Here is a 26080-nt window from a genome sequence, read left to right as displayed (position 1 = left end):
CTTTGCTGAACTGCGACCCGATGTCGCCACTGGTTTACGAAGGATGGTAAGAACATGAGCGGTCTGATCGCGTTGCTGGACGATGTCGCGTCGATTTCCAAGGTGGCCGCGGCCTCTATCGACGACGTGGCGGGACAGGCGGCCAAGGCGGGTGCCAAGGCCGCGGGTGCGGTGATCGACGATGCGGCGGTGACGCCGAAATACGTCCACGGCTTCAAGGCGGATCGCGAACTGCCCATCGTCTGGAAGATTGCCAAGGGCTCGATCTTCAACAAGCTGGTGATCCTGCTGCCCGTCGCGCTGCTGCTGTCGGTCTTCGCCCCCTGGGCCATTCCGCCCCTGCTGATGCTGGGCGGCGCCTATCTGTGCTATGAAGGCGCGCACAAGGTCGCCAGCCTGTTCCACGCCAGCGACGCGCATGACAGCAAGACCCATACCCACCCCGAAACCGAAGGTGCCGCGCTGGAGGAGCAGCGCGTCGCGGGCGCGATCAAGACCGACTTCATCCTCTCGGCCGAGATCATGACCATCGCGCTGTCCACGATCCCCGCCGCCGACAGCGTGCTGACCAAGGCGCTGATCCTGGCCATCGTCGCCATCGGCATCACCGTCGCGGTCTATGGCTTCGTGGCGATCATCGTGAAGGCCGACGACGTGGGCGTGCACCTGGCGACCGAGCGCGGCGGCGTTCTGGCGGCCATCGGGCGCGGGATCGTCAAGATCATGCCGGGCTTCATGACCACGCTGACGGTCGTCGGCACCGCCGCCATGATCTGGGTCGGCGGGCAGATCATCGTCCACGGCCTGCACGAGATGGGCTGGCACGCGCCCTATGACATGGTCCACCACCTGGCCGAAGGCGCGGCCCAGGCCCTGCCCCAGGCGCCGGGCCTGGCCGCGTGGTTCGTCACCGCCTTCTGCGACGGCGTGCTTGGCCTCATCTTGGGGTTGATCCTGCTGCCGGTGGTGCACCACGTGGTCAATCCCGTGATTTCGAACGTCGTCAAACCGGCGATCGCAAAGTTCCGCCCCGATACGAACTGAAACGAAATTTATTGACCGAAAGGTCACATCGTCACATTACTGTCACCCAAGGTTTGCCTGCCTGTCGCACACGCCCGCTAGGCGGAGCGCAGTCCAAGGCAACCCCAATGGGAGGGTAGACAGATGATCCGTTACAGCACCGTATCCGCGGTCGCGCTGGCCGCGTCCGCTTGCGCCGCTTCGGCCGAGACCACCATCAACTGGTGGCACGCCATGGGTGGCGAACTTGGCGCCAAGCTCGAGGAAATCGTCCAGGGCTTCAACGACAGCCAGGACGACTACACCGTGGTCCCGTCCTACAAGGGCACCTATCCGGAAACGATGACCGCTGCCATCGCCGCCTTCCGCGCGGGCGAACAGCCGACCATCGTGCAGGTCTTCGAGGTCGGCACCGGCACCATGATGGCCGCCGAAGGCGCCATCGTCCCCGTGTACCAGCTGATGGAAGAGCACGGCCAGGACTTCGATCCGGCAGCCTTCCTGCCGCAGGTCGTGGGCTATTACACCGATACCGACGGCAACATGCTGTCGATGCCGTTCAACAGCTCGACCCCGATCCTGTACTACAACAAGAACGTGTTCGAGGCGGCCGGCCTCGACCCGAACACCCCGCCCAAGACCTGGGCCGAGATGGAAGAGTTCTCGAAGAAGATCATCGACAGCGGCGCGGCCACCTGCGGCTTCACCACCGGCTGGATCAGCTGGATCCAGACCGAGAACTTCAGCGCCTGGCACAACCAGCCCATCGGCTCGATGGAGAACGGCTTCGGGGGCCTGGACGCCGAACTGACCGTGAACGGTCCCGCGCAGGTCAAGCACTGGGGCAACCTCAAGCGTCTCGCGGACGAGGGCGTGTTCAAGTATGGCGGCCCGGTCGGTGGCGACAACGCACCGCCCATGTTCTATGGCCAGGAATGCGCCATGATCATGAACAGCTCGGCCAGCCGCGCGGGCGTGATCGCCAACGCCACCGATTTCGAGGTCGGCTACGGCATGCTGCCCTATTACGACGATGTCGAGGGTGCGCCGCAGAACTCGATCATCGGGGGCGCCACCCTGTGGACGCTGTCGGGCAAGTCGGATGACGAATACGCCGCCGCCGCCGCCTTCTACAGCTATCTCTCCTCGGCCGAGGTGCAGGCCGACTGGCACCAGTTCTCGGGCTACCTGCCGATCACGCAGGCCGCCTACGACCTGACCCGCGAACAGGGCTACTATGACGAGAACCCGGGCGCCGAGACCGGCCTGCAGCAGATCACGCTGAACGAGCCGACCGAGAACTCGAAGGGTCTGCGCTTCGGCAACTATGTCCAGATCCGCGGCGTCATCGACGAGGAGTTCGAGCAGCTTCTGTCGGGCGACAAGGATGCCCAGGGCGCGCTGGACAACGTCGTCGAACGCGGCAACGCCCTGCTGCAAGAGTTCCGCGAGCAGAACCAGTAATCCAACGACATCACCGGACGGGGCCGCGCGGGACAACGCGCGGCCCCTGACCGTTTCCAACGGGGACCGCGATGAAGCGCACCATTTTCCGCAACCAGCTGCTGCCATGGCTTCTTCTGGCCCCGCAGCTTGCCATCACATTCGTCTTCTTCCTGTGGCCGGCCGCGCAGGCTGTCAGACAGAGCTTTCTCAGGGAAGACGCCTTCGGCACCCGCACCAGTTTCGTCGGCCTCGCGAATTTCGAGAAGCTGTGGGGGAATGCGGAATACCTGAATTCGCTGCAGGTGACGGCGGTCTTCGCCATCTCGGTGACGATCCTGTCGATGGGGCTGTCGCTGATCCTGGCGGTGGCCGTGGATCGGATGATCCGGTCCTCGCGCATCTATACCACGCTGCTGGTCTGGCCCTATGCGGTCGCGCCCGCCGTCGCGGGGATCCTGTGGTGGTTCATCTTCAACCCGACCATCGGGATCATGCCCTATGTGCTGGCGCAGGTGGGCTATGACTGGAACCACATCAGTTCGAAATCCGACGCGATGACGCTGGTGGTGATCGCCAGCGCATGGAAGCAGATCAGCTACAACTTCCTGTTCTTCGTGGCGGGCCTGCAGGCGATCCCCGCATCCCTGCGCGAGGCCGCGGCCATCGACGGGGCGGGCCCCGTGCGCCGCTTCTTCGACATCACCTTCCCCCTGCTGTCGCCCACGACCTTCTTCCTGCTGGTCGTGAACATCGTCTATGCCATGTTCGACACCTTCGGCGTCATCGACGCCACGACCGAGGGCGGCCCCGCCCAGGCCACGAACATCATGGTCTACAAGGTCTATTTCGACGGTTTCGTGGGGCAGAACATGGGCAGCTCGGCCGCGCAGTCGGTGGTGCTGATGATGCTGGTCCTGGTGCTGACCGTGGTCCAGTTCCGCTATGTCGAGAAGAAGGTCGAATACTGATGATCGAGAACCGTCCCGGCCTGAACCTGCTGGCGCATCTGACGCTGATCTTCGGCGTCTGCGTCGTGGCCCTGCCCGTCTGGGTGGCCTTCGTCGCATCGACCCATGGCGCGACCGACTTCATGTCGGGCACCATCCCGATGTGGCCCGGCCCCCACCTGGTCGAGAATTACAGCCAGATGCTGGGCGCGGGCGTGTCCACCAGCGGCACGCCGCCCGTCGCCACGATGATGATGAACAGCCTGATCATGGCGCTGTGCATCGCCATCGGCAAGATCGCCATCTCGATCCTGTCGGCCTTCGCCATCGTGTATTTCCGCTTTCCGTTCCGGGGGCTGGCCTTCTGGTGCATCTTCATCACGCTGATGCTGCCGGTCGAGGTGCGGATCGTGCCAACCTTCCAGGTCGTGGCGGATCTGGGCATGCTGAACAGCTATGCGGGCCTGTCGATCCCGCTGATCGCCTCGGCCACGGCGACCTTCCTCTTCCGGCAGGTCTTCCTGACCATCCCGGACGAGCTGACCGAGGCCGCGCGCATCGACGGCGCAGGCCCCATGAAGTTCTTCCGCGACATCCTGCTGCCCTTGTCGCGGACCAATATCGCGGCGCTGTTCGTGATCCTCTTCATCTATGGCTGGAACCAGTATCTCTGGCCTTTGCTGGTCACCACCAGCAGCGATTATTACACCATCGTCGCCGGCATCAAGCGGATGGCCGACGCGGTCGATGGACTTCCCCAATGGCACCTTGTCATGGCGACGGCGATGCTGGCCATGATCCCCCCCGTCGCGGTGGTGATCGGCATGCAGCGGCTGTTCGTGAAGGGCCTTGTCGAGACGGAGAAATAAGATGGCATCCATCACCCTGGACAACCTCGGCAAGATCTATGCCGGTGGCACCCGCGCCGTGGGCGACGTGAATATCGACATCGCGGATGGCGAATTCATCGTGCTGGTCGGCCCTTCGGGTTGCGGCAAATCCACCCTGCTGCGCATGGTCGCGGGCCTCGAATCCATCTCCGAGGGCGAGGTCCGCATCGGCGACCGCGTCGTCAACGAGGTCGAGCCCGCGGATCGCGACATCGCGATGGTCTTCCAGAACTACGCGCTCTATCCGCACATGTCGGTGCGCGAGAACCTGGCCTATGGCCTGAAGAACCGCCGCACCCCCAAGGCCGAGATCGACCGCCGCGTCAACGAGGCCGCCGAGATCCTGCAGATCGGCAAGTTCCTCGACCGCAAGCCCAAAGCCCTGTCCGGCGGCCAGCGACAGCGCGTGGCGATGGGCCGCGCCATCGTGCGCGAACCCGCGGCCTTCCTGTTCGACGAACCGCTGTCGAACCTGGACGCCAAGCTGCGCGTCGCCATGCGGCTGGAGATCAAGGAACTGCAGAAGCGCCTGCGGACGACCTCGCTCTATGTCACGCATGACCAGCTCGAGGCGATGACCCTGGCCGACCGGCTGGTCGTGCTGAACGGCGGGCGCGTCGAACAGATCGGCACCCCGCTCGAGGTGTATCGCCGTCCGGCCTCGGCCTTCGTGGCGGGCTTCATCGGCAGCCCCGCGATGAACCTGATCGACGCGGGCGCGGTGCCCTTCCTGCCGGGCAGCGCCCATGCGGGCCAGGTCGGCATCCGCCCCGAGGACCTGGACGTCACCGCCGACGGCCCGATCGAACTGCAGGTCACCGCGGTCGAGGAACTGGGCGCGCAGCGGCTGGTCCACGGCCACACGGCGGGCGAGCGCATGACCATCACCCTGCCCTCGGACGCGGCGCTGTCGGACGTGCTGCGCCTGACGCCCCGCCCCGGGGCGCTGCACCTGTTCGACCGCCAGACCGGCGCGCGCATGGACTGATCTTGCCGGATGGCGGGCGGGGGCATAGGCTGGACCGGTAACATTACCTAGGGTCAAGTTTCATGTGCCTCTCGCTGTCCTGCGACCACGGGGATCGGCATCCCCTTCATTGCATCGTGCCACCCTACATGCTGCGCGTGCTGGCGATGCGGGGGGATGCCGAAACCGCCCGGATGGCGCGCAGCCTTCTGGACCACGACCAGGCGCTGCGCGACATCCGCGCCGCGCAATCCAGCCCGCCCCTGCCGCACGAGGGGCTGCTGCCCATTCCCGATCCCGACCTGTGCTGCCCCGACCGCCGCATCCATGACGGCGACTTCCGCGCGGCCCTTCCCGGCAGGCTGATCCGCGCCGAGGGCGACGCCCCCTCGGGGGTGACCGATGCCGATTTCGCCTATGACGCGGCGGGGCAGGTCTTCTCTCTCTTTGCCGAGGAATATGGCCGCAATTCGCTGGACGGGCGGGGGATGCCGCTGATCGCCACGGTCCGGCACCGCCGCGACTACAACAACGCCTTCTGGAACGGCGAGCAGATGGCCTATGGCACGGGCGATGGAAAGATTTTCCAGACCTTCCTGGAACTGTCTGTCGTCGCCCACGAGATGACGCATGGCGTGATCCAGCATTCCGGCGGCCTGATCTATGAGAACCAGTCCGGCGCGCTGAACGAAAGCATCGCGGACGTGTTCGGCACCCTTGCCCTGCAGCGTGCGCGCGGGCAGATGGCCCATGATGCCGACTGGCTGATCGGGCGGGGCATCCTCGGCCCCGACATCGCGGGTGCGGCGCTGCGCAGCATGAAGGCGCCGGGCACGGCCTATGCCGACGATCTGCTGGGGCAGGATCCGCAGCCCTGGCACATGGACGGCTTCATCAGCACCACCGACGACAATGGCGGCGTGCACGTGAATTCCGGCATCCCGAACCACGCCTTCTACCTTTTCGCGTCCTATATGGGCGGCGCGGCATGGGAGCTGCCGGGCCGGATCTGGTATCACGCGCTGCAGAACCTCAACAATCCGATGGCCAGCTTCGCGCAATGGGCCGAACGCACCCTGCGCAGCGCGGACGAGCTGACGGGTACGGGATCCTACCAGGGGCAGATGCTGCGCCGCGCGTGGAAGCTGGTGGGGATACAGGTCTGATGATCATCCGGATCGAGACCTCGGGCGGTTTCGCGGGCATCGCCGCCGCCCGCCCCAGGCAGGTCGAGACCCCCGAGGGGTCGAAGCTGGCCCATGCCTTCGACCCCGACGCGCTGGCGCGGATCGCGGATGCGCCCTGCCGCGACTGCCCCGACGGGCTGCGCTATCGCATCACCATCGTCGCGGGCGGTGCGCAGCGCTGCTTCGAGATGCCGGAATCACAGATCCCTCCCGAGCTTCTGGACCTGATCGACCGGATCTAGAGCCAGTTCTTCCAGCGCATGAACAGATAGGTCCCGCCCGTCGTCAGCGCCATCAGCAGCAGCGCCCAGGCATAGCCCCAGGGCTGGTTCAGTTCGGGCATGTTGGCAAAGTTCATCCCGTAGATGCTGGCGATCAGCGTGGGCGGCAGGAACAGCGCCGCGATTACCGACAGGATGCGCGCGGTATTGTTCTGTTGCAGGTTGATCATCCCCAGGGTCGTGTCCACCGCCAGGCTGACGCGATTGCCCAGGAAATCGGCATGCACCTCCAGCGCCTGCACGTCGCGCATCTGCGCCCGGATCACGGGGCGCAGGCGCTTGGATTCGGGGCGATCCTCGATCACGGCGGTGTGGAAGGCCAGGATGCGCTCGACCGTCAGCAGGCTCAGGCGGACGCGGGCCATGGTCTCGGCCTCTCGGCCGACATCGCGCAGGGCGGTCTGCAGCATGTCCGACGCGGCCCCCGTCGTCCGCCGTTCGAAGACCGAGGCCGTCGTCTTGTCCAGCACCCTGCCCGCGCCTTCCAGGATGTCGGCAAGCCGGGCGATGATCTCCTCGAGCAGGCCCGAGAACAGCCGCTCGGGGGTGCCGCAGCCAAGGGTCGAGCGTTCGGCCCGGGTCGGAAATGTCAGGAAGGGGCGCGGCGAATGGTGGCGCACGGTGACAAGCCGCCGGTCCGACAGGATGAAGGTCACGGGCATCGCGCCATGTTCGCCGCTGCCGCGTTCGCCGGGCAGCACGGCGGTCATGTAATCCATCCCGTTCTCGCGATAGAGGCGGTTCGACAGCTCGATCTCCTCCATCTCGGACAGGGTGGGGACGGCGACGCCCATGTCGCGCAGCAGCGCCATCTCGGCATCGGTGGGCTGCACGAGGTCGATCCAGTCGGCCTGCGCCAGGTCGGCATCGCGATCCAGCCGCGCCAGGCGATCGTTGCGGGTGACATAGGCATAGTGCATCGCGGCTCTCCTGTCCGGCCTGCCCCGTAACTGGCCGATGCGGACTCTGCGGGCAACGAAAAAGGGGACGCCTGAAGCGCCCCCTTGCCGTCACCCCCTGACGGATTCACTTGTCCTGGAAATAGTCGTCGATCTCGCGATCGGCCTCGGCCTTGGTCCAGCCGTACTTTTCCTGCAGCTTGCCCGAAAGCTGATCCTTGTTTCCGTCGAGACGGTCCAGATCGTCATTCGTCAGTTCGCCCCATTTTTCTTGGATCGAACCCTTCAGCTGCGTCCACTTGCCTTGGATGATATCCCAGTTCATCTGTCGAACCTTTCCATCGCTGCGTTCAGGGGTGAAACACCTCACCCCCGTTGCAGGTTCCGCAAATTTCAGGCGACGCGATCCGGCGGTGTCTGCCCCTCGGCCACGGCCAGGAGGTTGTCGAGCGCGCGCAGCCCCATGCGGCTGCGCGTATCCTCGGTCGCGGTGCCCAGATGCGGCAGCAGGGTCGCGTTCGGCGCATCCAGCAGTCGCTGCGGGACATGCGGTTCGCGGGCATAGACGTCCAGCCCCGCGCCCGCGATGGTTCCGCCATGCAGCGCCTCGATCAGCGCGTCCTCGTCCACCACGTCGCCGCGGGCGATGTTGACCAGGAAGCCTTCGGGGCCGATTGCGGCCAGCTCGTCCGGGCCGATCAGGTGGCGCGTCGCGGCACCGCCGGGCACGGCCAGCACAACGATGTCGCACATGCGCAGCATCTCGTGCAGGTCGGGAACCTGGCGCGCGGGGATGTCCAGCGACGACACGGTCGAGCGGTTGAAGAACTGCACCTGCATCCCGAAGCCCAGGTGGCAGCGGCGGGCGATGGCCTTGCCGATGCGGCCCATGCCGACGATGCCGACGCGGCGGCCCGACATCTCGTGGCCCAGAAGCTGGGTCGGACGCCAGCCGACCCATTCGCCGTCGCGCAGGATGCGTTCGCCTTCGGAGGCGCGGCGCAGCGTCATCAGCATCAGCATCAGCGCGATGTCGGCGGTGGCATCCGTCACCACGTCGGGGGTGTTGGTGACCACGATCCCGGCCGCGCGCGCGGCCTGAAGGTCGATATGGTTCGTGCCCGCGCCGAAATTCGCGATGACCCGGCAGCGCAGGTCGCCCTGGAACGCATCCGTGCCCAGATCGTCCCCCAGCGTCGGCAGGATCGCGTCATAGCGTTGCAGCGCGCTGCGGGCCTCGGCCAGGTCCATCGGCGTGTCGTCGCGGAAATCGACATCGAAGCGCGCCTTCAGCGATGCGGTCGCGCGGTCGGTCATGGGGCGTGTGACAAGCAGCTTCAAAACAGTCTTCCTCCGTTCGGGACCGGCAGGTCGGGGCGGATCAGCACGACCTCGCCCTCGTCATCGGGCAGGCCCAGCACCAGCACCTCGGACCGGAAGGGACCGATCTGGCGGGGCGCGAAGTTCACGACGCACAGCGCCTGCCGTCCCACCAGCGTCTCGGGGTCGTAATGCCGCGTGATCTGCGCCGAGGACTTGCGCTCGCCCAGCTCGCCCAGGTCCAGCCACAGCTTGATCGCGGGCTTGCGGGCCTCGGGGAAGGGTTCGGCGCGGATGATCGTCCCGACGCGGATGTCGATCTTCTGGAAATCCTCGAAACTGGCGGTCACTTGGCGCCCTTTCCCAGTTCCCGCCCGCGATCCGCGGCGGCGGCGACGGTGCGCACCATCAGGGGCGGCAGGCCGTGATCGGCATCCATCAGCACGCCCAGACCGGCGGCAGTCGTCCCCCCGGGCGAGGTGACGTTCTGGCGCAGCACGGCCGGATCCTCGTCGGCGTCGATGGCAAGGGCGCCCGCGCCCGCAACGGTCATGCGGGCCAGCTCCATCGCCAGATCGTCGGGCAGGCCCTGTGCGCGGCCCGCGGCGGCCATCGCCTCGATCATGTGGAAGACATAGGCGGGGCCGCTGCCCGACAGCGCCGTGACGGCGTCCATCTGATCCTCGTGGGTCAGGCGCACGACGCGACCCACGGCGCGCATCAGCGTCTCGGCCAGGGCAAGGTCCGCCTCGGTCGCGCGGGCATTGCCGACCAGCGCCGAGATCCCCTGCCCGATGGCGGCGGGCGTGTTGGGCATGACGCGCACGATGGGCGCATCGGCAAAGGTTTCCTCGAAGGTGGCGATGGTGGTGCCCGCCGCGACCGAGATGACCAGCGTGCGGGGCAGATGCGGGACATGGCCAAGCGCCTCGGCCATCATCTGCGGCTTGACGGCCAGCACCATGACGGCGGGATCCTCGGGCAGGGTCTCGTTGACGCGCAGGCCGCGATCCTGCCATTCCGGCGCCAGCTTGGGATCGATGACGGTCACGGCGCCCGGTTCCAGGCCGCGCGCCAGCCACCCCTTCAGCATGGCACCGCCCATGCGCCCGCAGCCGACCAGAACCAGCCCGCGTTCGTTGATGTCGTCGAAATCGCTCATCCGTTCCCCTCCGTGGCGGTCGGGGGTCGGTGCCCCCTCAGGCTCGTCCGTAGGTTTCCCCAAGCGCAATGTCCAGCGCCTGACGCGGTTCGGCATTGGCCCAGCCCACCAGCTGGAAGCTGGGATAGAACCGCTCGCACGCCTTCACGGCATTGGCGACCATCTGGTCCACCTGGTCGGGCATCGGCATCTGGTCCGGCCCCAGCACCAGGCCATAGCGCCAGACCATCTGCCGCTGCCCGGCCCAATAGCTGAAGCTGCCTTCCCAGACCGCGTCGTTGACCAGGTTCAGCACCTCGAACAGGGCGGGCCTGCGGTCTCGCGGCGGCTCCAGGTCGAAGCTGCAGACAAGGCGCAGCACCTCGTCGCGGGCCGACCATGCCAGCGTCAGCGAGTAGCTGCGCCACTGCCCCTCGATCGCCATGACCATCTGGTCCTCGGCCAGGCGGTCGAAATCCCAGTCGCGCAGATGGGCCACCTCTTCGGCGATGTCGATCGGGTGGATCCCGTCGCTGTCGATGTAAAGCTCGGTCTGCGCCATGGCGTGGTTCCTTGCGGGTGGAGGGCGGCCCCCTGTGACTGGGATGAAACACAAGAAAGGGCGTAGCCGCCCCTTCGTTCATACCAGATATCGTGTTCGTCGGGCGACCCCGTGTAAAGCTGAAAGCTGTGGATGGATTGCGCAGCCCGTCCGCCCGCCCTAGGACATGATGCGGGACAAGTTGGGGACAGGTGCGGAATGCAGCGCGATCACGGGGGGAATCTGGACTGGGCGCGGGCGCATTGGGGCGGGGATGACTGGATCGACCTGTCCACGGGGATCAACCGTCATCCATGGGTTCCCGGCCCCTTATCCACAGAGGCCCTGCGCGCATTGCCCCAGAAATCGGCCGAATCGCGCCTGATCGCGGTGGCCGCGCGGCACTTCGGATGCCCCCCCGAATCCGTTCTGCCGATGGCCGGCGCGACCGCCCCGATCCAGGCGCTGCCGCGCATCCTGCCCCCCGGACGCGCGGCGGTGCTGACGCCCAGCTACAACGAACATGCGGCCAGCCTGCGGGCGGCGGGCTGGCAGGTCGCGGACGCCCCGGACCTGACGGCCATGGCAGGGGCCGACCTGGCGGTGGTGGTGAACCCCAACAACCCCGACGGGCGCGAATTCGCCCCCGCCGATCTGCGGCTGTTGGCCGCGCACGTGGGGCTGCTGGTCGTCGACGAAAGCTTTGCCGATCCGCGCCCCGACCTGTCGATCGCGCCCGACCTTCCGGCGAACGCGGTCGTGCTGCGCAGCTTCGGCAAGTTCTGGGGCCTTGCGGGCCTGCGGCTGGGCTTCGCGGTCGCGCAGCCCCGGATGCTGGCGCGGCTGCGCGACTTCTCGGGGCCGTGGTCGGTCAGCGGACCCGCGCTGGAGATCGCATCCGAGGCCATGGCCGATTGCCACTGGGCCGAGGATACCATCACCTATCACGCCGAGGGGGCCATGCGGCTGGACATGCTGGCCCTGCGCGCGGGCTGGGAGGTCGCGGGGGGCACGCATCTGTTCCGGCTGTTCGACACGCCCGATGCGGGTGCCGCCCAGGCGCATCTGGCGCGGCACCGGATCTGGTCGCGGCGCTTTCCCTATTCCGATCGCTGGCTGCGGCTGGGCATTCCGGGCAATCGCGCGGAATGGGACCGTGTCGGCGCGGCCCTTGCAGCCGCAGCGCCCCCCGCCCCATGATGGGCCGTAACACGAAGGAGCGCCCATGCGCCTGATCCTTGCCCTGACCTGCCTGATGGCCGCGCCCGCGCTGGCCGATGCGCCGCTGATCGTGCTGGACCGCACGCAGCTGCCCTTCGATCTGGGCCCGGGGCACCCGGCGAACCGCCCCTCGAACCCGGCCAATTCGCCCAACGCGCCCTGGAACTCGGCCGGGAACACGGCAAATTCGGCATCGGCCTGGCAGAACCGCCCCGCGAACCCCGAGAACGAGAAGCGCCTGATCTTCACCCAGGACGGCAGCGTGCTGGGATATTACGCGCAGAACGCGGGCGGCGTGCTGAACATCTTCGACACGCGCGGGCGCAGGCTGGCCTATCGCCCGGCGCGGGGGACACGCAGCATCTTCTCGGTCGCGGGGGAATGGTGCGGCACTGTCGACAGCCCGCGCGGCGGGGGGATGGTGCTGGCCGTGACGCCCGAATGCGCGCGCCGCTTCGGGCGCTGACGCGGAACTGTCATAGAAAGCGCCTAGACCGCGCGAGGAAACACCTTCGGAGAAGACCCATGGACGAGACCGCCCGCGACTGGCTGGAAGCCGAACTGCAAGAAACGCTGGACGAGGACATGGAGATCGAGCTGGAGGACGCGATCCTTTCCGAGGAGATCCGCCGCATCTATCGCAGCCACCATCCCGACCAGATGGACCGCAAGCTGTATTTCAAGGAGCTGCTGCGCCTGCAATCCGAACTGATCCGGCTGCAGGATTGGGTCAGCTATCACAAGGAACGCGTCGTCGTCATCTTCGAGGGGCGCGACAGCGCGGGCAAGGGCGGCGCGATCAAGCGCATCACGCAGCGCCTGAACCCGCGCGTGGCCCGCGTCGTGGCCCTGCCCGCGCCGTCCGACCGCGAGAAGACGCAGTGGTATTTCCAGCGCTTCGTCCCCCACCTGCCCGCCGGAGGCGAGATCGTGCTGTTCGACCGCAGCTGGTACAACCGCGCCGGCGTCGAACGCGTCATGGGCTTTGCCGACGAGGACCAGGTCGAGCAGTTCTTCCAGGACGTCCCCGAATTCGAACGCATGCTGGTCCGTTCGGGGATCCGCGTCATCAAGTACTGGTTCTCGATCACGGACGAGGAACAGCAGATGCGCTTCCTCATCCGTATCCACGACCCGCTGAAGCAGTGGAAGCTGTCGCCCATGGACCTGCAGTCGCGCATCCGGTGGGAGGCATATACCAAGGCCAAGGAGGACATGTTCGAGCGCACGAACATCCCCGAGGCCCCCTGGTACATCGTGCCCGGCAACGACAAGAAGCGCGCGCGCCTGAACTGCATGAGCCACCTTCTCAGCATGATCCCCTACGAGGATGTCCCCCACGAAGAGGTCCGCCTGCCCGAGCGGGTCTTCAACCCCGATTACGAACGCGAGGTCCTGCCCCGCGACCTGTACGTCCCGCAAAGATACTGAGGGCTGTCCGCATGCTGAGCTATCACGTCCGCGACGTCTTCACCGACCGCGCCTTTGCCGGAAACCCGCTGGCCATCGTGCTGGATCCCGACGGGCTGAGCGATGCGCAGATGCAGACCATCGCGGCCGAGTTCAACCTGTCCGAGACGATCTTCGTCATGGCCCCCGCAAACCCCGATCACGACGCCGCCGTGCGGATCTTCCTGCCGCGGGCCGAGGTCCCCTTCGCGGGCCATCCCGTCATCGGCTGCGCGCTGCACCTGTCGGGCGGGCGCGACGGACGGATCGCGCTGGAATGCCAGGCGGGCCTGGTCGAGGTGCGGATCGCGGATGGTGTCGCCGAACTGACCGCTCCCGTCCTGCCGCGCATGGTTGCGGGCGATGTGACGACGGATGATGCGGCGGCGGCGCTCGGGCTTGGCGCATCCGATATCGGATTCGGCGACCACGCCCCCTGCCGGGCCGAGGCCGGGCCGGGCTTCGTCTTCGTGCCGCTGCGCGACATCGCGGCCCTGGAACGCGCGCGGCCTTCGGGCGACGCGTTCGCGCGGCTTACGGCGGGCCTGGGCAAGCTCTATGCCTTCGCGCCCGATGGCGGCGGTTTCCGCGCCCGCATGTTCGCCCCGGAAATGGGCATCCCCGAGGATCCGGCCACCGGTTCCGCGACCGTCACACTGGCCGCGCCCCTGCTGGCCGCAGGCGCCCTGCACGAGGGCGAGAACGCCTTCGCCCTGCGCCAGGGGGTCGAGATGGGCCGCCCGTCCGATCTGGGCCTGCGCATCGACGTGGCGGATGGCGCGCTGACCCGCGTGCGCGTGTCGGGACGCAGCGCACCGGTCGCCTCGGGCCGCATCGCGATCCCGTCGATGTGACGCGCAACCGCCTTGCCCGCATCGCGCGGGCGGGGCATCCTGCGACGATGTTCAAAGATATCCTCAACCGCCTTCTGGGCGAAGAGCCGCATCCCCAGCCGCTGGCCTCGTCCGAGGCCGAGCTGGCGATCGCCGCGCTGCTGGTCCGGGTCGCCCGGTCCGACGACAGCTATGACGAGACCGAGCGCCAGCGCATCGACCGCGTGCTGGCCCGCCGCCGCGGCCTGTCCCCCGACGAGGCCGCGCATCTGCGCCATGAGGCCGAGGCGATGGAGGCCGAGGCCAGCGACACCGTCCGCTTCACCCGCCAGATCAAGGACATGATCGCGCTGGACGACCGCGCGGGCGTGATCGAGGCGATGTGGGAGGTGGCCTATGCCGACGAGGACCGCGCCGCCGACGAGGAATCGCTGATCCGCCTGGTCGCGGGGCTGCTGGGCATCCCCGACCGCGAAAGCGGCCAGATCCGCCAGCGCGTGCTGGACCGCATGGGCCTGCCGCGCAGCTAGAACCCCAGCCGGTCGCGCAGCCCGTACCAGGCCATGCCCGCGACCAGCAGCGGCCCCCGCAGCAGCGCACCGCCGGGAAACGCGCGCGTGGGCACCGCGGCCATCGCGTCGAAGCGCCCCGCCTGCCCCGCGACGGCCTCGGCCATCAGCCGCCCCGCCAGCGTCGCCATCGCCACCCCGTGCCCCGAGAACCCGCTGGCCGACAGGCAGTTCGCCGCCGGTCGCGCGAAACAAGGCATCCGGTTCATGGTGATCGCCAGCGTGCCGCCCCAGGCGTGGGTCAGCTCGACCCCCTCAAGCTGCGGATAGACCGACAGCAGATGCGGGCGCACGGTGGCGAAGATGTCCTTGGGGAAACGGTAGGTCACCGTCTCTCCCCCGCCGAAGACGAGGCGGCGCTCATGGTCCAGCCGCCAGTAGTTCACGACGAACTTGGTATCGGCCACCGCGAAACGGTCGGGCAGGATCTCGGGGAAATCGTCGCCAAGCGGGCGGGTCGCGACGATATAATTGTTGATCGGCATGACCCGCGCCGCGACATGCCCGTCCAGCCCGCCCAGATAGCCGTTGGCCGCAAGGATCACATGCCGCGCGCGCAGGCTGCCTTGCGCGGTGCGGACCGTGCTGTCCTGCCCGGCATGGGCCGCATGGTCGATGCCCGTCACCTCGGAGCGTTCATGGACCACCGCGCCCGCGTCCCGCGCCAGCCGCGACATGCCCAGGACCAGCGCCAGCGGCTGCACATGCCCCGCGCCCATATCCACGTCGCCGCCGGCATAGGCGCGGCTGCCGATGGCCTGCGCCAGCCCCTCGCGGTCCAGCGGGCGCACCTTGTCGTAACCGTAATTGCGCGCAAGGTGATCGGCCATGTGGCGGGCATGGGCGATCTCGGGGTCCGTCCGGCAGGCATGGGCGATGCCGAAGCGCACGGGGACGCCGGATTCGGCGGCCAGCGCGCGGGTCAGGGACTTCGCCTCCTCGGCCAGGTCCCACAGCCTGCGCGCCATGTCGCGGCCCAGCTGCGCCTCGAGCCAGTCGACCTCTTGCCGCTGGCCCGACCCGATCTGGCCGCCATTGCGCCCCGATGCCCCGAAGCCCACGCGCTGCGCCTCGAGCACGGTGACCGACAGGCCCTGCCGCGCCAGGTGCAGCGCCGCCGACAGGCCGGTATACCCCGCCCCGATCACCGCGACATCCGTGCGGTGATCCCCCTGCAGCGGCGGCAGGTCGGGCTGCGGCCCCGCCTGCGCCGCATAGAGGCTGGGCGGATAGGCCCCCGGCGCGTCGTTCAGATGCAGCAGGTTCATACGTTCAGCAGCAGGTGTTCGCGTTCCCACGGGCTGATGACCTGCAGGAACTCCTTGTATTCATTCCGCTTCACGGCCTCGTAGACGGCGCAGAAATCCTCGCCCAGGACGCTGCGCATGGGCGCGCTGTCGGCCATGATGTCCAGCGCGTCGCCCAGGTTGTAGGGCAGCTCGTCCCGCGACATGTAGGCGTCGCCCAGGCATTCGGCACGCGGGTTCTCGGCCTCGATCAGGCCCAGGTAACCGCAGGCCAGGCTGGCCGCGATCCCCAGATAGGGGTTGCAGTCCATCCCGGCCAGCCGGTTCTCGATCCGCCGCGCATCCGGCCCCGAGATCGGCACCCGAAGCCCCGTCGTGCGGTTGTCGCGACCCCATTCCAGGTTGATCGGCGCCGCGAAGTCCGGGACATAGCGGCGATAGCTGTTCACATAGGGCGCCAGCAGCGCGACCGCCGCCGGCAGGTGCCGCTGCATGCCGCCGATGAAATGCAGGAAGGCCGCGGTTTCCTGCCCCCGGTCGTCCGAGAAGATGTTGCGCCCCGTCTCCATGTCGGTGACGGAATGGTGGATATGCATGGCGCTGCCCGGCTCTCCCTCGATGGGCTTGGCCATGAAGGTCGCGAAGCAGTCGTGGCGCAGCGCCGCCTCGCGGATGAGGCGCTTGAAGTAGAAGATCTCGTCAGCCAGCGCCACCGGATCGCCGTGGTTGAGGTTGATCTCGACCTGGCCCGCGCCGCCTTCCTGCAGGATGCCGTCGATCTCGAAGCCCTGCGCCTCGGCGAAATCGTAGATGTCGTCGATGACCTTGCCGTATTCGTCCACCGCCGACATGGAATAGGCCTGCTTCGCCGCAGCCCGCCTGCCGGTCCGGCCCATGGGCGGGATGATCGGCTGGTTCGGGTCGATGTTGCGCGCGACCAGGAAGAACTCCATCTCGGGGGCGACGACCGGGTTCCACCCCTTGTCGCGATAGAGCTGGACCACGCGTTTCAGCACGTTGCGCGGCGCGGTCGGGACCGGGTTGCCCTGCTGGTCCACGGCGTCGTGGATCACCTGCAGCGTCCAGTCCGCCGTCCAGGGCGCGGCGGTCGCGGTGCTGAAATCGGGGGTCATCACCATGTCGGGTTCCGTGAAGGCCCCCGCGGGGTTGTCCGCCCATTCGCCGGTGATCGATTGCAGGAAGATCGAGTTCGGAAGATAGAACTTCTCCTGCCGGGCGAATTTCGACGCGGGCATCGCCTTGCCGCGCGCGACGCCCGCGATGTCGGCCACGATGCACTCGACCTCGTCCAGGCGACGGCCGGCCATGTAGTCCCGTGCCGCCTGGGGCACCTTGTCGGTCCACTGGGTCATGCGGCCCCCTTTCCCGTCATTGCGGCCCTCGGGGCCTTGAAGAACGCCTCGATCCGGTCCGCCAGAAGACCGGTATCCTTCGCCTCGCCCATGCGGGCCGAGGCGCGGTCAAGCAGGTCCTGCGGCACGACGCCCTTGGCGCGCGTATCCATCAGCCCCTGCACGAAGGCGTCCTCGAATTCGGGATGCGCCTGCACGGTGAAGGCACGGTCGTCATAGATCAGGGCCGCATTCTCGCAGAAGGCGTTGCGACCGGCGGGCACGGCCCCTTCGGGCCGGGTCACGACCTGATCCTGATGCCACGCGTTCAGCCGGACGTTCCGGCCGTCGAAATCGTAATCCTGCGCGCCGACGGCCCAGCCGCCCGCGAATTTCTCGACCTTGCCGCCAAGGGCCTGCGCGATGATCTGGTGGCCGAAGCAGATCCCCACCATCGGCACCGCACCGTCATAGGCGCGGCGGATGAAATCCTCGAGCGGGGGGATGAAGGCGTGATCCTCGTAGGCGCCGTGGCGCGATCCGGTCAGCAGCCAGCCGTCCGCCTCGTGGATGTCGGCGGGAAACTCCATCGCCTCGACATGCCAGATGCGGAACTCGAAGCCGCGCCCGTCCAGAAGGCGCAGGAACATGTCGGGATAATCGCCCAAGCCGTCCTTCAACTGGGCAGGCGACTGGCCGCATTGAAGTATGCCGATACGCATGAAAAACCTTGATGTTGCTGACATCGGAAAGGTAGCCATCCGAGAGGGTCAGCCGCAAGGGTCAAAGGAAGCCGAATGAACATCGCCATCGCACCCGAGGATCCGCGCAGCCCCGATCTGGACCTGCTGTTCGAACGCCACACGCAGGCCATGCATGCCGATACGCCACCCGAATCGATCCACATGATGCCGCGCACGACGCTGGTGTCGGACAGCATCGGCTTCTTCGTGCTGCGCATCGACGGGGCAGCCTGCGCGATGGGCGCGCTGAAGCAGATCGGCGGCTCCGAGGGAGAGCTGAAATCCATGCACGTCCTGTCCGAGCATCGCGGCGCGGGCCTGTCGCGGCTGATGCTGGCGCATCTGGTGGACGAGGCGCGGGCCCGCGGCCTGACGCGGCTGTCGCTGGAAACCGGGGCGCAGGCCAGTTTCGCGGCGGCGCGCGGTCTCTATGCCAAGGCGGGCTTTGCCGAATGCCCGCCCTTCGGCAGCTATGCCCCCGATCCGAACTCGGTCTTCATGACCATCGCGATCTGAGGCAAAATCGCTTTGATTGCGCCGCGCCATGCGGCTAAGAGAAGCGCGTGGCCCCGTAGCTCAACTGGATAGAGCACGGACCTTCTAAGTCTGGGGTTGTGGGTTCAAGTCCTACCGGGGTCGCCAAATTCCATCATCGCATCAATGCGCCGCACGGCGCTGGTCGGCCTGCGATCCGGTCGCCGCGCGCGCGGATGACAGCACCTCCTCGAAGCTGACGCGGTTCCGCCCCGCACCCTTGCTGCGATAGAGCATCCGGTCCGCCGCGGTCAGCCAGTATTCCGCGTCCAGCCCCGGCTCGGAGATGCCCCAGGCGACGCCCACGCTGATGGTCACATGGCCGGCCACATCGGATGCGCCATGCGCGATGCCCAACCCCTCGACCCGCTTGCGGATCTGTTCGGCCATATGCGCCGCGCCGGCCTGGTCGGCATCGGGCAGGATGCAGGCGAACTCCTCTCCTCCGTGGCGGGCGGCGAAATCCGCGCCGCGCTTCATGCAGGCCCCGATGGCCTGGCCGACCTCGCGCAGGCAGCGATCGCCCTCGGGATGGCCATGCGTGTCGTTGAAGCGCTTGAAGTGGTCGATATCGATCAGGATCACCGCCAGCGTGCCCTCTTCGCGGGCGAGGCGCCGCAATTCGGATTGCAGGCGCCGTTCCAGCATCCGGCGGTTCCCCAGGCCCGTCAGCGCATCGGTCAGCGCCTGATCGGCCAGGCTGTCGCGCATCCGCTTCATGCGGACATGGTTCGCGACCCTCTGGCGCAGGGAAGCGGGGCGGATTGGCTTCATCACGAAATCGATGGCCCCCGCCGCAAGGCCGCGCAGCTCGGCCTCGTCATCGCCCAGGCCCGTGGCGAAGATCACCGGAATATCGGCCAGAACGTTATCCGCCTTCATGCGGCGGCACAGTTCATAGCCGTCCATCTCGGGCATGACGACATCCAGAAGGATCAGGTCCGGGCGAACCTCGTGGGCAAGATCGACGGCCTGCGATGCCGACAGCGCGAAGCAGACCTCGTATTCGTCGTCCAGCGCGGCGCAGCATATCTCGATATTGGCGGGATCATCGTCGATGATCAGGATGACGGGGCGATCGGTCATGTCAGTTTCCGGGTTCCGAGGGGAAGGGCCCGACCAGTGCGGCGGCAGCGGCATAATCGAGACGTTGGAGGGCGAGGGAGAGGGGATGCGACGCGCGGGCCGGTCCGGCCACCTGGAGCGCGTCGGCCAGTTCGTCGAAGCAATGCCGTGCCGTAAGGCTGCGGCGGCGGATGAGGTCGCTCAGCTTCTGCCTCAGCGCCTCGGCCTGGGCGGGATCGCCCGTGCTGGCGGCTTCTGCCGCGACGGGGGCCAGCGAGTTGGCGGCGGCCAGCGCCGCTTCCAGGTTGGTGACCAGTTCGGGCATCAGCGGATCGACCGGCTCGCCCTTTGCGATGGCGGTCTCGATCCGACCGGCGGCGATTGCCAGGTCCGGCAGGCCCAGCGAGGCCGACACCCCCTTCAGGCTGTGGGCCAGCCGGTGGGCCGATTCGCGGTCGGCCTCCAGCTCCAGGATCAGCCGCCGGGCGGTATCGGCATGGTCGCGGGCGAAATCGCCGATCAGCTTGCGCAGCAGCGCCTGCCTGCCGCCCAGCCGGCGCAGCGCGTCATCCAGATCGAAGGGCGGCAGCGCGGGGGGCAATCCCGCAGCCGCCTGCGCAACGGCCACGGCTGCAGGCGCATCGCCCCCGACATGGCGCATCAGCACGCGGATCAGGCGATCCGGATCGACGGGCTTCGAGACGTGATCGTTCATCCCGGCCTCGAGGCAGCGCTGCCCCTCCTCGTCGAAGGTATGCGAGGTCATGGCGATGATCGGCAGTTCATTGCGGTCGTGCCGCAGCCGGATGCGCCGCGTTGCCGTCAGCCCGTCCAGGCGCGGCATCTGCAGATCCATCAGCACCGCGGCATAGCTTTGGGCCCAGACCTTCTCGATGGCCTCCTGCCCATCCTCGGCGCAGTCCACCTCCAGCCCGGCCTCGGTCAGAAGGGCCAGCGCGATCTCGCGGTTGATGGGATTGTCCTCGACCAGCAGCACGCGGCGGCCCTCCAGCCCGCCCTCCGGGCGGGGCTGCACGACACGCGGCGGCGCGGCCTCGAGCATGACCGAGAAGGTGAAGGCGCTGCCCTCTCCGGGTCTGCTGTCGGCGCGGATCCAGCCCTGCATCTGCGTCACGATCTGGCGGCAGATGGTCAGCCCCAGCCCCGTTCCGCCGAAACGGCGCGTGGTGGTCGCGTCCGCCTGGGTGAAGGGTGCGAACAGGCGCCCGATCTGATCCTCGGTCATGCCGATGCCGCAATCGCGGACCGAAACCTCCAGCCGCAGCAGGTCGCCGTCGCGTTCCGCAAGCCTTGCGTGGATGGCGATCGTCCCGTCCTCGCTGAACTTGATCGCGTTGCTCAGCAGGTTCAGCATCACCTGGTTCAGGCGCAGCTCGTCGCCCAGCATCAGGGCGGGCACGTCGTCGTCGATGGCGATGCACAGGTCCAGCCCGCGATTGCGCATATCCTCGGCCATCAGCTGGGCCTGGCCGGAAATGGCGGCGCGCAGGTCGAATTCGTGTCGTTCGAGCAGCAGCTTGCCGGCCTCGTTCTTCGAGAAGTCCAGCAGGTCGTTCACCAGCCGCAGCAGGGCCGTGCCCGCAGATGCGATCTTGCCCAGCTGGTCGCGCTGCCGGTCGTCTAGTGGGCTGCGCTGCAACAGGTGGCAGAAGCCCAGCACCGCGTTGATGGGGGTGCGGATCTCGTGGCTCATATTCGCAAGGAACATGCTCTTCGTGCGGGTCGCGGCCTCGGCCTCGGTGGTGCGTTCCTGCAGGGCGCGGCCCTTGGCGGCCAGTTCATCACGCACCCGCGACAGGTCGACGAAGGAATCGACCGTCCGGTCCCGCACCCACAGCAGGACCACTGTCTGGAAGGCCACGATGCCACCGTGCAGCATGACGCGGCCGAACTCTCCTCCGTTCGAGAAGACGGCGCTTGGCAGGACATAGGACAGGACAAGATGGTGCAGCGTCGTCGCGATGGCCGCCGCAAGCAGCGCGCCGCGGTCGAACCATCCCAGGTTCAACGCCAGCAGCGCGAAGAAATACATGTGCATGTCCATCTGCCAGGGATGGCCGCGAAGGATCAGCAGCAGCATCGCGGGCTGCGCGACCAGCGCGACGGCGGCAAGGTATCGCGTGCGGGGGGCGATGCCCCAGGCCCGCCACGCCAGCTGATAGGTCACGGCAAGCGCCACGGACACGCCACCTGCGATCCAGACCGGCATCCGGTCCGTCATCGTGGCAGCCAGCGCCATCACCGGGACATGCGCCCAGAACAGCAGGACCAGCATCGCCCCGAAGCGCGTGCGCAGCTTGTCGAGTTCGGATCTCATGCCGTGTTCCCGCCCGATGCGCAGCCCAGATCCGCCGCATTGGGCAGCACCAGCCATGCACCTTCGGCCCGCAGGCGCGCGGCAAAGCCCGGATCGTCCGACAGCGCGATTCCCGTGCCCGGAATGGTCCCACTGCGCAGCAGCCCGCCGCCCGCACGCCAGGCGATATCCATCAGCCCTAGATCGCCCGCGCGGGGATCGGTGACGATCAGGAACTGGCCATCAACCCCAGGTCGTGTCACCTGGACCGTCACCAGAACGGCCAGAAGCACGAAACCAAGGCAAAGCGCCGGAAACCAATCGGGCATGGGGCTGCCGCCAGATACAATCCTCATCCTGCACTTCTTTCGCATAGGTTGCAGGAACTGCATAGGCCAAGCGTAGGCGCCGCGTCCCGTGCTGGATAGAATTCGAAAGAATCGCTTTTTACGAAAAGGTTTATCGTCCGCGACATTCTGCGCGCTTGCGATCGTCCCATGGCGGTTTCAGCATCGTGCGATGGACAATGTCACCATGGCCGACTGGCCCGATACGCGACAGCGCGCGCGCGACATGCTGGATGCCTTCATCCCGCATGCGGGCGCCGAATATGCCCGCAATCGCGGTCTGGACCTGGGGCCGGGATCGCATCGGCACGTGTCGCGCCTGTCGCCCGCGCTGCGACACAGGCTGGTCACGGAACGCGAATGCATCGCCGCCGCGCTGGATGCCCACGGACAACAGGCCGCCAAGTTCATCGACGAGGTCTTCTGGCGCAGCTATTTCAAGGGCTGGCTGGAACAGCGCCCGCAAGTCTGGACCGATGCCCGACCGACCGCCCTGCCCGACGACCGGACGCTGGATGCGATGCGGGGGCGGACCGGCATCGACTGCTTCGACGCATGGGTGCGCGAACTGGTCGCGACGGGATATCTGCACAACCATGCGCGGATGTGGTTCGCCTCGATCTGGATCTTCACGCTGCGGCTGGACTGGCGGCGGGGCGCGGATTTCTTCCTGCGCCACCTGCTGGACGGGGACGCGGCATCGAACACGCTGTCCTGGAGGTGGGTCGCGGGCCTGCACAGCCAGGGCAAGTCCTATCGCGCGGATCCCGACAACATCGCGCGCTTCACCGATGGCCACTTCCGCCCGACGGGCCTTGCGTCCGAGGCCCCGCCCCTGTCCGAGGGTCCGCCCCCGCCGCGCATCCCCCTGCCCCGCCCCGCGCCGCTCCTGCCCGAAATGCCCGCGGGCCTGCTGATCACGGCTGAGGATTGCCGCCCCGAGGATCACGCATGGCCCTGCCCCATCAGTGGCGCGGCGACGCTTGCCGGCAGCCATCTGCGGTCCTGCGAACCCGTCGCGCCGATGGTCCGCGCGTTCGAGGAGGCCGCCCTTGCCGATGCCGCCCGTCGCCATGACGGCCCGGTCAGGACACTGCACGCGGGCGATCCGCAAGTGCTGGTCGATTGGGCGGCGGATATCGGCGTGCGCCAGATCGTGACGCCTTACGTGCCCGCAGGCCCCATGCGCGACTGGCTGGACGACGCCGCCCCGACGCTGGACCGTGCGGGCATCGTGCTGCGGCAGATGCGGCGCGACTGGGACGACCTTGTCTGGCCCCATGCGACCGCGGGCTATTTCAAGCTGAAGAAGAACATCCCCCGCATCCTTCAGGCGGCGGACCTGGCCTGAGCCTGTCACCGTTCTGCCACGTCGCAAACGCCCGTTGCGCAAGGCCCGTCCCCGGCGCATGGTCGCCCCGTTCGACACGAGAGGAAGCCATGACCCGACCCGGCACCCCATCGGAAGTCTTTCGCGTGTTCCTGCGGCTGGGTCTGACCTCGTTCGGGGGGCCCATCGCGCATCTGGGCTATTTCCGGGACGAGCTGGTGACCCGCAGGCAATGGCTGGACGACCGCGCCTATGCCGACCTTGTTGCCCTGTGCCAGTTCCTGCCGGGTCCGGCCTCGAGCCAGGTCGGCTTCGCGCTTGGGCTGATGCGCGCGGGGTGGAGGGGCGCGGCGGCGGCGTTTCTGGCCTTCACCCTGCCCTCGGCCCTGATCCTTGCGATCTTCGCCATGGGCTGGGGCGCGGGGGGTGGCGCGCTGACGGGCCTGAAGATCGTCGCCGTCGCCATCGTCGCGCAGGCGGTGCTGGGCATGTCGCGCAGCCTTTGCCCGGATCGCGAACGGGCGGCCATCGCGGTGGCTGCCGTCGTGCTGCTGGCGCTGCTGCCGACGGCGGTGGGCATGATCGCGGCGATCCTCATGGGCGCGCTTGCCGGGCTTGCGCTGAACCGCGGCGAACCGAGCCCGGGGGGACATTCGCCCGCCATGCCGGTCACGCGCGGCCAGGCAAGGGCGGCGGCCATCGGCTTCGCACTGCTGCTGGCGCTGCCGCTGCTGATCGGATCGGGACTGTTCACGGGCTTCTTCCGCGCAGGCGCGCTGGTCTTCGGCGGCGGGCATGTCGTGCTGCCGCTGCTGGAACAGGCGACCGTCGGCAATGGCTGGCTGGGGCGGGACAGCTTCCTTGCGGGCTATGGCGCGGCGCAGGCGGTGCCGGGGCCGCTGTTCACCTTCGCGGCCTATCTGGGCGCGGCGATCGACGGGATCCCCGGCGCGGCCATCGCGCTGAGCGCGATCTTCTTGCCGGGCTTCCTGATCCTGGTGGCCGCGCTGCCGCATTGGGACCGGCTGCGTCGCGCACCCCACGCGCAATCGGCGATGCAGGGCGCGAATGCGGCGGTCGTCGGCATCCTGGGGGCCGCGCTCTATGATCCGGTCTTCACGGGGGCCATCGGCGGGATGGGCGATTTCGCGCTGGCCCTTGCGGGCTTCCTCGCGCTGGTCGCGTGGCGGCTGCCGCCCTGGGCGGTCGTCGCCGCCAGCGCGCTGCTGGGCGCGGTGATCGCCTAGGGCTGCGCAGGCGTCGGCAGGCGGAAGTTCCAGGCGATCAGCAGGTTCAGGATCACCGCGCCGACCAGCGACCACATGAACTGGTCCAGCGGCAGCACGAAGGCCGCCATGCCGAAGATCACGGCATCGAAGCCCATCTGCACCCAACCCGCCTTGATGCCGCGCGTCTCCTGCAGCCACAACGCCAGGATGCCGATCCCGCCTGCGCTGGCCTTGTGGCGGAACAGCGCGATCAACCCGATGGCGATGCAGCAGCCGGCAAGGATCGCGCCGAGGGGGACGGGCAGCGTCTGGAAGGTGATCAGCCGCCCCAGCAGCGGCGACAGCGTGGATATGCCCGCGACCGCGATCAGCGTGCGGATCGTGAAGGCCGGGCCGCGCTTGCGCCAGGCCAGCACGTAGAAGGGCAGGTTCAGCGCGAAGAAGGCCAGCCCGAAGGACAGCGGCGTGGCGAATGACGCCAGCACCGACAGCCCCGCAAGCTGGCCCGTGACCAGTCCGCAGGATTCGAGGAACAGCACGCCGAGGCTTGTCATCACGATCCCGAAGGCGATGCCCTGGACATCGTGAAACTGTTCCATCCTGCGGCTCATGCGGCATCCCCCTGCATCGGTTCTGCCGCCTTCTATCGGCCCTGCCCGCGTCCTTGCAAGACGCAGCCGTCAGTCGTAGGCGCCGGCCGAATAGGTCAGCTCGTAGCTGTGGCTGTAGAGCTCGAAGACGATGCCGAACGGATCCTCGACATAGACCATGCGATAGGGTTTCTCGCCGGGGAAGTATTCGCGGATGGGCATGCGCTGACGGCCGCCCGCCGCGACGATCTTCGCGGTCAGCCCCTCGACGTCGGGGTCCTGGATGGCGAAGTGGAAGGTGCCGTGGCGGCGGAAGTCCAGGTTCTCCTCGGGGGGACGGTTGCCGTCGAACTCGAACAGTTCTAGGCCGATCCGGTCCGAGGTCGCCAGGTGCGCGATGCGCAGGCGGTTCCAGCCGGGGCCGAAGACATCGGTGCACATCGTGCCGATGTCGCTGTCATCCTCGGTCACCTCGGTCGGACCCATGATGACATAGAGACCCAGAACGTCGCGGTAGAATTCGACGGCCTTGTCGAGGTCGGGAACCGAGAGGCCGATATGGCTGAAGCTGCGAGGATACATGATCGCTCCTTTCGTGTGATTGGTCCGGAT

The 26080-nt window shown here is 67.6% G+C and carries 29 protein-coding genes and 1 tRNA gene; 16 read left to right on the top strand and 14 right to left on the bottom strand.

The features are described from left to right. The first annotated feature begins 54 nt into the window (after window positions 1-54). The 7 genes from QMZ16_RS06045 to QMZ16_RS06015 all read left to right on the top strand — a co-directional run bounded on the left by QMZ16_RS06045 (window position 55) and on the right by QMZ16_RS06015 (window position 6702). Complete coding sequence (locus QMZ16_RS06045) at window positions 55-1044, top strand: DUF808 domain-containing protein (protein ID WP_282602520.1); 990 nt, start codon at window positions 55-57, stop codon at window positions 1042-1044. A gap of 123 nt (window positions 1045-1167) precedes the next feature. Beyond that, window positions 1168-2487, top strand: a complete 1320-nt coding sequence (gene ugpB / locus QMZ16_RS06040) for a sn-glycerol-3-phosphate ABC transporter substrate-binding protein UgpB (protein WP_282602519.1) — start codon at window positions 1168-1170, stop codon at window positions 2485-2487. Window positions 2488-2558: 71 nt separating this feature from the next. After that, on the top strand, window positions 2559-3437 hold the full coding sequence (ugpA, locus tag QMZ16_RS06035) for a sn-glycerol-3-phosphate ABC transporter permease UgpA (protein ID WP_216019428.1): 879 nt from the start codon (window positions 2559-2561) through the stop codon (window positions 3435-3437). Further along, complete coding sequence (gene ugpE / locus QMZ16_RS06030; protein WP_282602518.1) at window positions 3437-4285, top strand: sn-glycerol-3-phosphate ABC transporter permease UgpE; 849 nt, start codon at window positions 3437-3439, stop codon at window positions 4283-4285. Before ugpA ends, ugpE begins: the two co-directional genes overlap by 1 nt. Before the next feature lies 1 nt (window position 4286). Beyond that, window positions 4287-5294, top strand: coding sequence for a sn-glycerol-3-phosphate import ATP-binding protein UgpC (locus QMZ16_RS06025; protein WP_282602517.1), 1008 nt, complete (start codon window positions 4287-4289; stop codon window positions 5292-5294). Between the two features lie 62 nt (window positions 5295-5356). Further along, on the top strand, window positions 5357-6439 hold the full coding sequence (locus QMZ16_RS06020) for a M4 family metallopeptidase (RefSeq protein ID WP_282602516.1): 1083 nt from the start codon (window positions 5357-5359) through the stop codon (window positions 6437-6439). Then, window positions 6439-6702 carry a protealysin inhibitor emfourin gene (locus tag QMZ16_RS06015; protein ID WP_022706557.1) on the top strand — a complete coding sequence of 88 codons (264 nt, stop codon included), beginning with the start codon at window positions 6439-6441 and terminating at the stop codon, window positions 6700-6702. Before QMZ16_RS06020 ends, QMZ16_RS06015 begins: the two co-directional genes overlap by 1 nt. On the opposite strand, the gene QMZ16_RS06010 is transcribed toward QMZ16_RS06015, so the two are convergent. The 6 genes from QMZ16_RS06010 to QMZ16_RS05985 form a co-directional block, all read right to left on the bottom strand. Continuing rightward, entirely contained in the window at window positions 6699-7661 is a 963-nt protein-coding gene (locus QMZ16_RS06010; RefSeq protein ID WP_022706558.1) for a magnesium transporter CorA family protein, read from the bottom strand. The two genes, QMZ16_RS06015 and QMZ16_RS06010, sit on opposite strands and share 4 nt — an antisense overlap. A gap of 106 nt (window positions 7662-7767) precedes the next feature. Beyond that, window positions 7768-7965, bottom strand: coding sequence for a CsbD family protein (locus QMZ16_RS06005; RefSeq protein WP_022706559.1), 198 nt, complete (start codon window positions 7963-7965; stop codon window positions 7768-7770). 68 nt (window positions 7966-8033) lie between these two features. Next, window positions 8034-8981, bottom strand: coding sequence for a D-glycerate dehydrogenase (locus QMZ16_RS06000; RefSeq protein WP_282602515.1), 948 nt, complete (start codon window positions 8979-8981; stop codon window positions 8034-8036). Next, window positions 8978-9310, bottom strand: a complete 333-nt coding sequence (locus QMZ16_RS05995) for a tRNA-binding protein (protein WP_282602514.1) — start codon at window positions 9308-9310, stop codon at window positions 8978-8980. The genes QMZ16_RS06000 and QMZ16_RS05995 overlap by 4 nt, the downstream gene beginning before the upstream one ends. Then, on the bottom strand, window positions 9307-10122 hold the full coding sequence (gene proC / locus QMZ16_RS05990) for a pyrroline-5-carboxylate reductase (RefSeq protein ID WP_282602513.1): 816 nt from the start codon (window positions 10120-10122) through the stop codon (window positions 9307-9309). Before proC ends, QMZ16_RS05995 begins: the two co-directional genes overlap by 4 nt. A 37-nt stretch (window positions 10123-10159) precedes the next feature. Then, window positions 10160-10663, bottom strand: a complete 504-nt coding sequence (locus QMZ16_RS05985) for a YbjN domain-containing protein (RefSeq protein ID WP_282602512.1) — start codon at window positions 10661-10663, stop codon at window positions 10160-10162. Window positions 10664-10861: 198 nt separating this feature from the next. On the opposite strand from QMZ16_RS05985, the gene cobD reads away from it, so the two are divergent. Genes cobD through QMZ16_RS05960 form a run of 5 tightly spaced genes read left to right on the top strand, consistent with a single transcriptional unit; the run spans window position 10862 to window position 14675 of the window. Continuing rightward, complete coding sequence (gene cobD / locus QMZ16_RS05980; RefSeq protein WP_282602511.1) at window positions 10862-11842, top strand: threonine-phosphate decarboxylase CobD; 981 nt, start codon at window positions 10862-10864, stop codon at window positions 11840-11842. Between the two features lie 25 nt (window positions 11843-11867). After that, window positions 11868-12329 (top strand): hypothetical protein, encoded by a 462-nt coding sequence (locus QMZ16_RS05975; protein ID WP_022706565.1) that lies wholly within the window; start codon window positions 11868-11870, stop codon window positions 12327-12329. 59 nt (window positions 12330-12388) lie between these two features. Further along, complete coding sequence (gene ppk2 / locus QMZ16_RS05970) at window positions 12389-13294, top strand: polyphosphate kinase 2 (RefSeq protein WP_022706566.1); 906 nt, start codon at window positions 12389-12391, stop codon at window positions 13292-13294. Window positions 13295-13305: 11 nt separating this feature from the next. Then, window positions 13306-14166 (top strand): PhzF family phenazine biosynthesis protein, encoded by an 861-nt coding sequence (locus QMZ16_RS05965; RefSeq protein ID WP_282602510.1) that lies wholly within the window; start codon window positions 13306-13308, stop codon window positions 14164-14166. Window positions 14167-14213: 47 nt separating this feature from the next. Then, window positions 14214-14675: a TerB family tellurite resistance protein gene (locus QMZ16_RS05960; RefSeq protein ID WP_282602509.1), complete on the top strand. Its 462-nt coding sequence runs from the start codon at window positions 14214-14216 to the stop codon at window positions 14673-14675. On the opposite strand, the gene QMZ16_RS05955 is transcribed toward QMZ16_RS05960, so the two are convergent. The 3 genes from QMZ16_RS05955 to QMZ16_RS05945 are packed head-to-tail and all read right to left on the bottom strand — an operon-like array spanning window position 14672 to window position 18035. After that, on the bottom strand, window positions 14672-15982 hold the full coding sequence (locus QMZ16_RS05955; protein WP_282602508.1) for an FAD-binding oxidoreductase: 1311 nt from the start codon (window positions 15980-15982) through the stop codon (window positions 14672-14674). The two genes, QMZ16_RS05960 and QMZ16_RS05955, sit on opposite strands and share 4 nt — an antisense overlap. Beyond that, the gene (locus tag QMZ16_RS05950; RefSeq protein ID WP_282602507.1) at window positions 15979-17334 is read right to left on the bottom strand and encodes a glutamine synthetase family protein; all 1356 of its coding nucleotides are present in this window, start codon (window positions 17332-17334) and stop codon (window positions 15979-15981) included. The genes QMZ16_RS05955 and QMZ16_RS05950 overlap by 4 nt, the downstream gene beginning before the upstream one ends. Then, window positions 17331-18035 (bottom strand): type 1 glutamine amidotransferase, encoded by a 705-nt coding sequence (locus QMZ16_RS05945; protein WP_282602506.1) that lies wholly within the window; start codon window positions 18033-18035, stop codon window positions 17331-17333. The genes QMZ16_RS05950 and QMZ16_RS05945 overlap by 4 nt, the downstream gene beginning before the upstream one ends. Window positions 18036-18110: 75 nt before the next feature. Between QMZ16_RS05945 and QMZ16_RS05940 the strand changes: the two genes are divergently transcribed. Beyond that, window positions 18111-18572: a GNAT family N-acetyltransferase gene (locus QMZ16_RS05940; RefSeq protein ID WP_022706572.1), complete on the top strand. Its 462-nt coding sequence runs from the start codon at window positions 18111-18113 to the stop codon at window positions 18570-18572. A 49-nt stretch (window positions 18573-18621) separates the two neighbouring features. Continuing rightward, window positions 18622-18698: transfer RNA gene (locus QMZ16_RS05935), tRNA-Arg, on the top strand. A gap of 15 nt (window positions 18699-18713) precedes the next feature. Here QMZ16_RS05935 and QMZ16_RS05930 read toward each other — a convergent pair. From QMZ16_RS05930 to QMZ16_RS05920, 3 genes are read right to left on the bottom strand one after another with little or no spacing between them, the layout of a single operon-like run. Beyond that, complete coding sequence (locus tag QMZ16_RS05930) at window positions 18714-19676, bottom strand: diguanylate cyclase (RefSeq protein ID WP_282602505.1); 963 nt, start codon at window positions 19674-19676, stop codon at window positions 18714-18716. Between the two features lies 1 nt (window position 19677). Beyond that, window positions 19678-21993 carry an ATP-binding protein gene (locus QMZ16_RS05925; protein WP_282602504.1) on the bottom strand — a complete coding sequence of 772 codons (2316 nt, stop codon included), beginning with the start codon at window positions 21991-21993 and terminating at the stop codon, window positions 19678-19680. Next, the gene (locus QMZ16_RS05920; protein WP_282602503.1) at window positions 21990-22328 is read right to left on the bottom strand and encodes a hypothetical protein; all 339 of its coding nucleotides are present in this window, start codon (window positions 22326-22328) and stop codon (window positions 21990-21992) included. Before QMZ16_RS05920 ends, QMZ16_RS05925 begins: the two co-directional genes overlap by 4 nt. Before the next feature lie 163 nt (window positions 22329-22491). On the opposite strand from QMZ16_RS05920, the gene QMZ16_RS05915 reads away from it, so the two are divergent. Together QMZ16_RS05915 and chrA are read left to right on the top strand one after the other, a co-directional pair. Further along, window positions 22492-23670, top strand: a complete 1179-nt coding sequence (locus QMZ16_RS05915; protein ID WP_282602502.1) for an FAD-binding domain-containing protein — start codon at window positions 22492-22494, stop codon at window positions 23668-23670. An 89-nt stretch (window positions 23671-23759) separates the two neighbouring features. After that, window positions 23760-24896, top strand: coding sequence for a chromate efflux transporter (gene chrA / locus QMZ16_RS05910; protein WP_282602501.1), 1137 nt, complete (start codon window positions 23760-23762; stop codon window positions 24894-24896). Here the strand turns inward: chrA and QMZ16_RS05905 are convergent. Further along, window positions 24893-25489 carry a YitT family protein gene (locus QMZ16_RS05905; protein ID WP_282602500.1) on the bottom strand — a complete coding sequence of 199 codons (597 nt, stop codon included), beginning with the start codon at window positions 25487-25489 and terminating at the stop codon, window positions 24893-24895. The two genes, chrA and QMZ16_RS05905, sit on opposite strands and share 4 nt — an antisense overlap. A 69-nt stretch (window positions 25490-25558) precedes the next feature. After that, window positions 25559-26050: a lactoylglutathione lyase family protein gene (locus tag QMZ16_RS05900; protein ID WP_282602499.1), complete on the bottom strand. Its 492-nt coding sequence runs from the start codon at window positions 26048-26050 to the stop codon at window positions 25559-25561. Between the last annotated feature and the right edge of the window lie 30 nt (window positions 26051-26080).

Origin of the sequence: Paracoccus sp. PARArs4 (genome assembly GCF_947311865.1) — a bacterium.
Lineage (GTDB): Bacteria > Pseudomonadota > Alphaproteobacteria > Rhodobacterales > Rhodobacteraceae > Paracoccus > Paracoccus zeaxanthinifaciens.
Note: the sequence above shows the minus strand (reverse complement) of the source record. Positions and strands in the feature narration are given on the sequence as shown.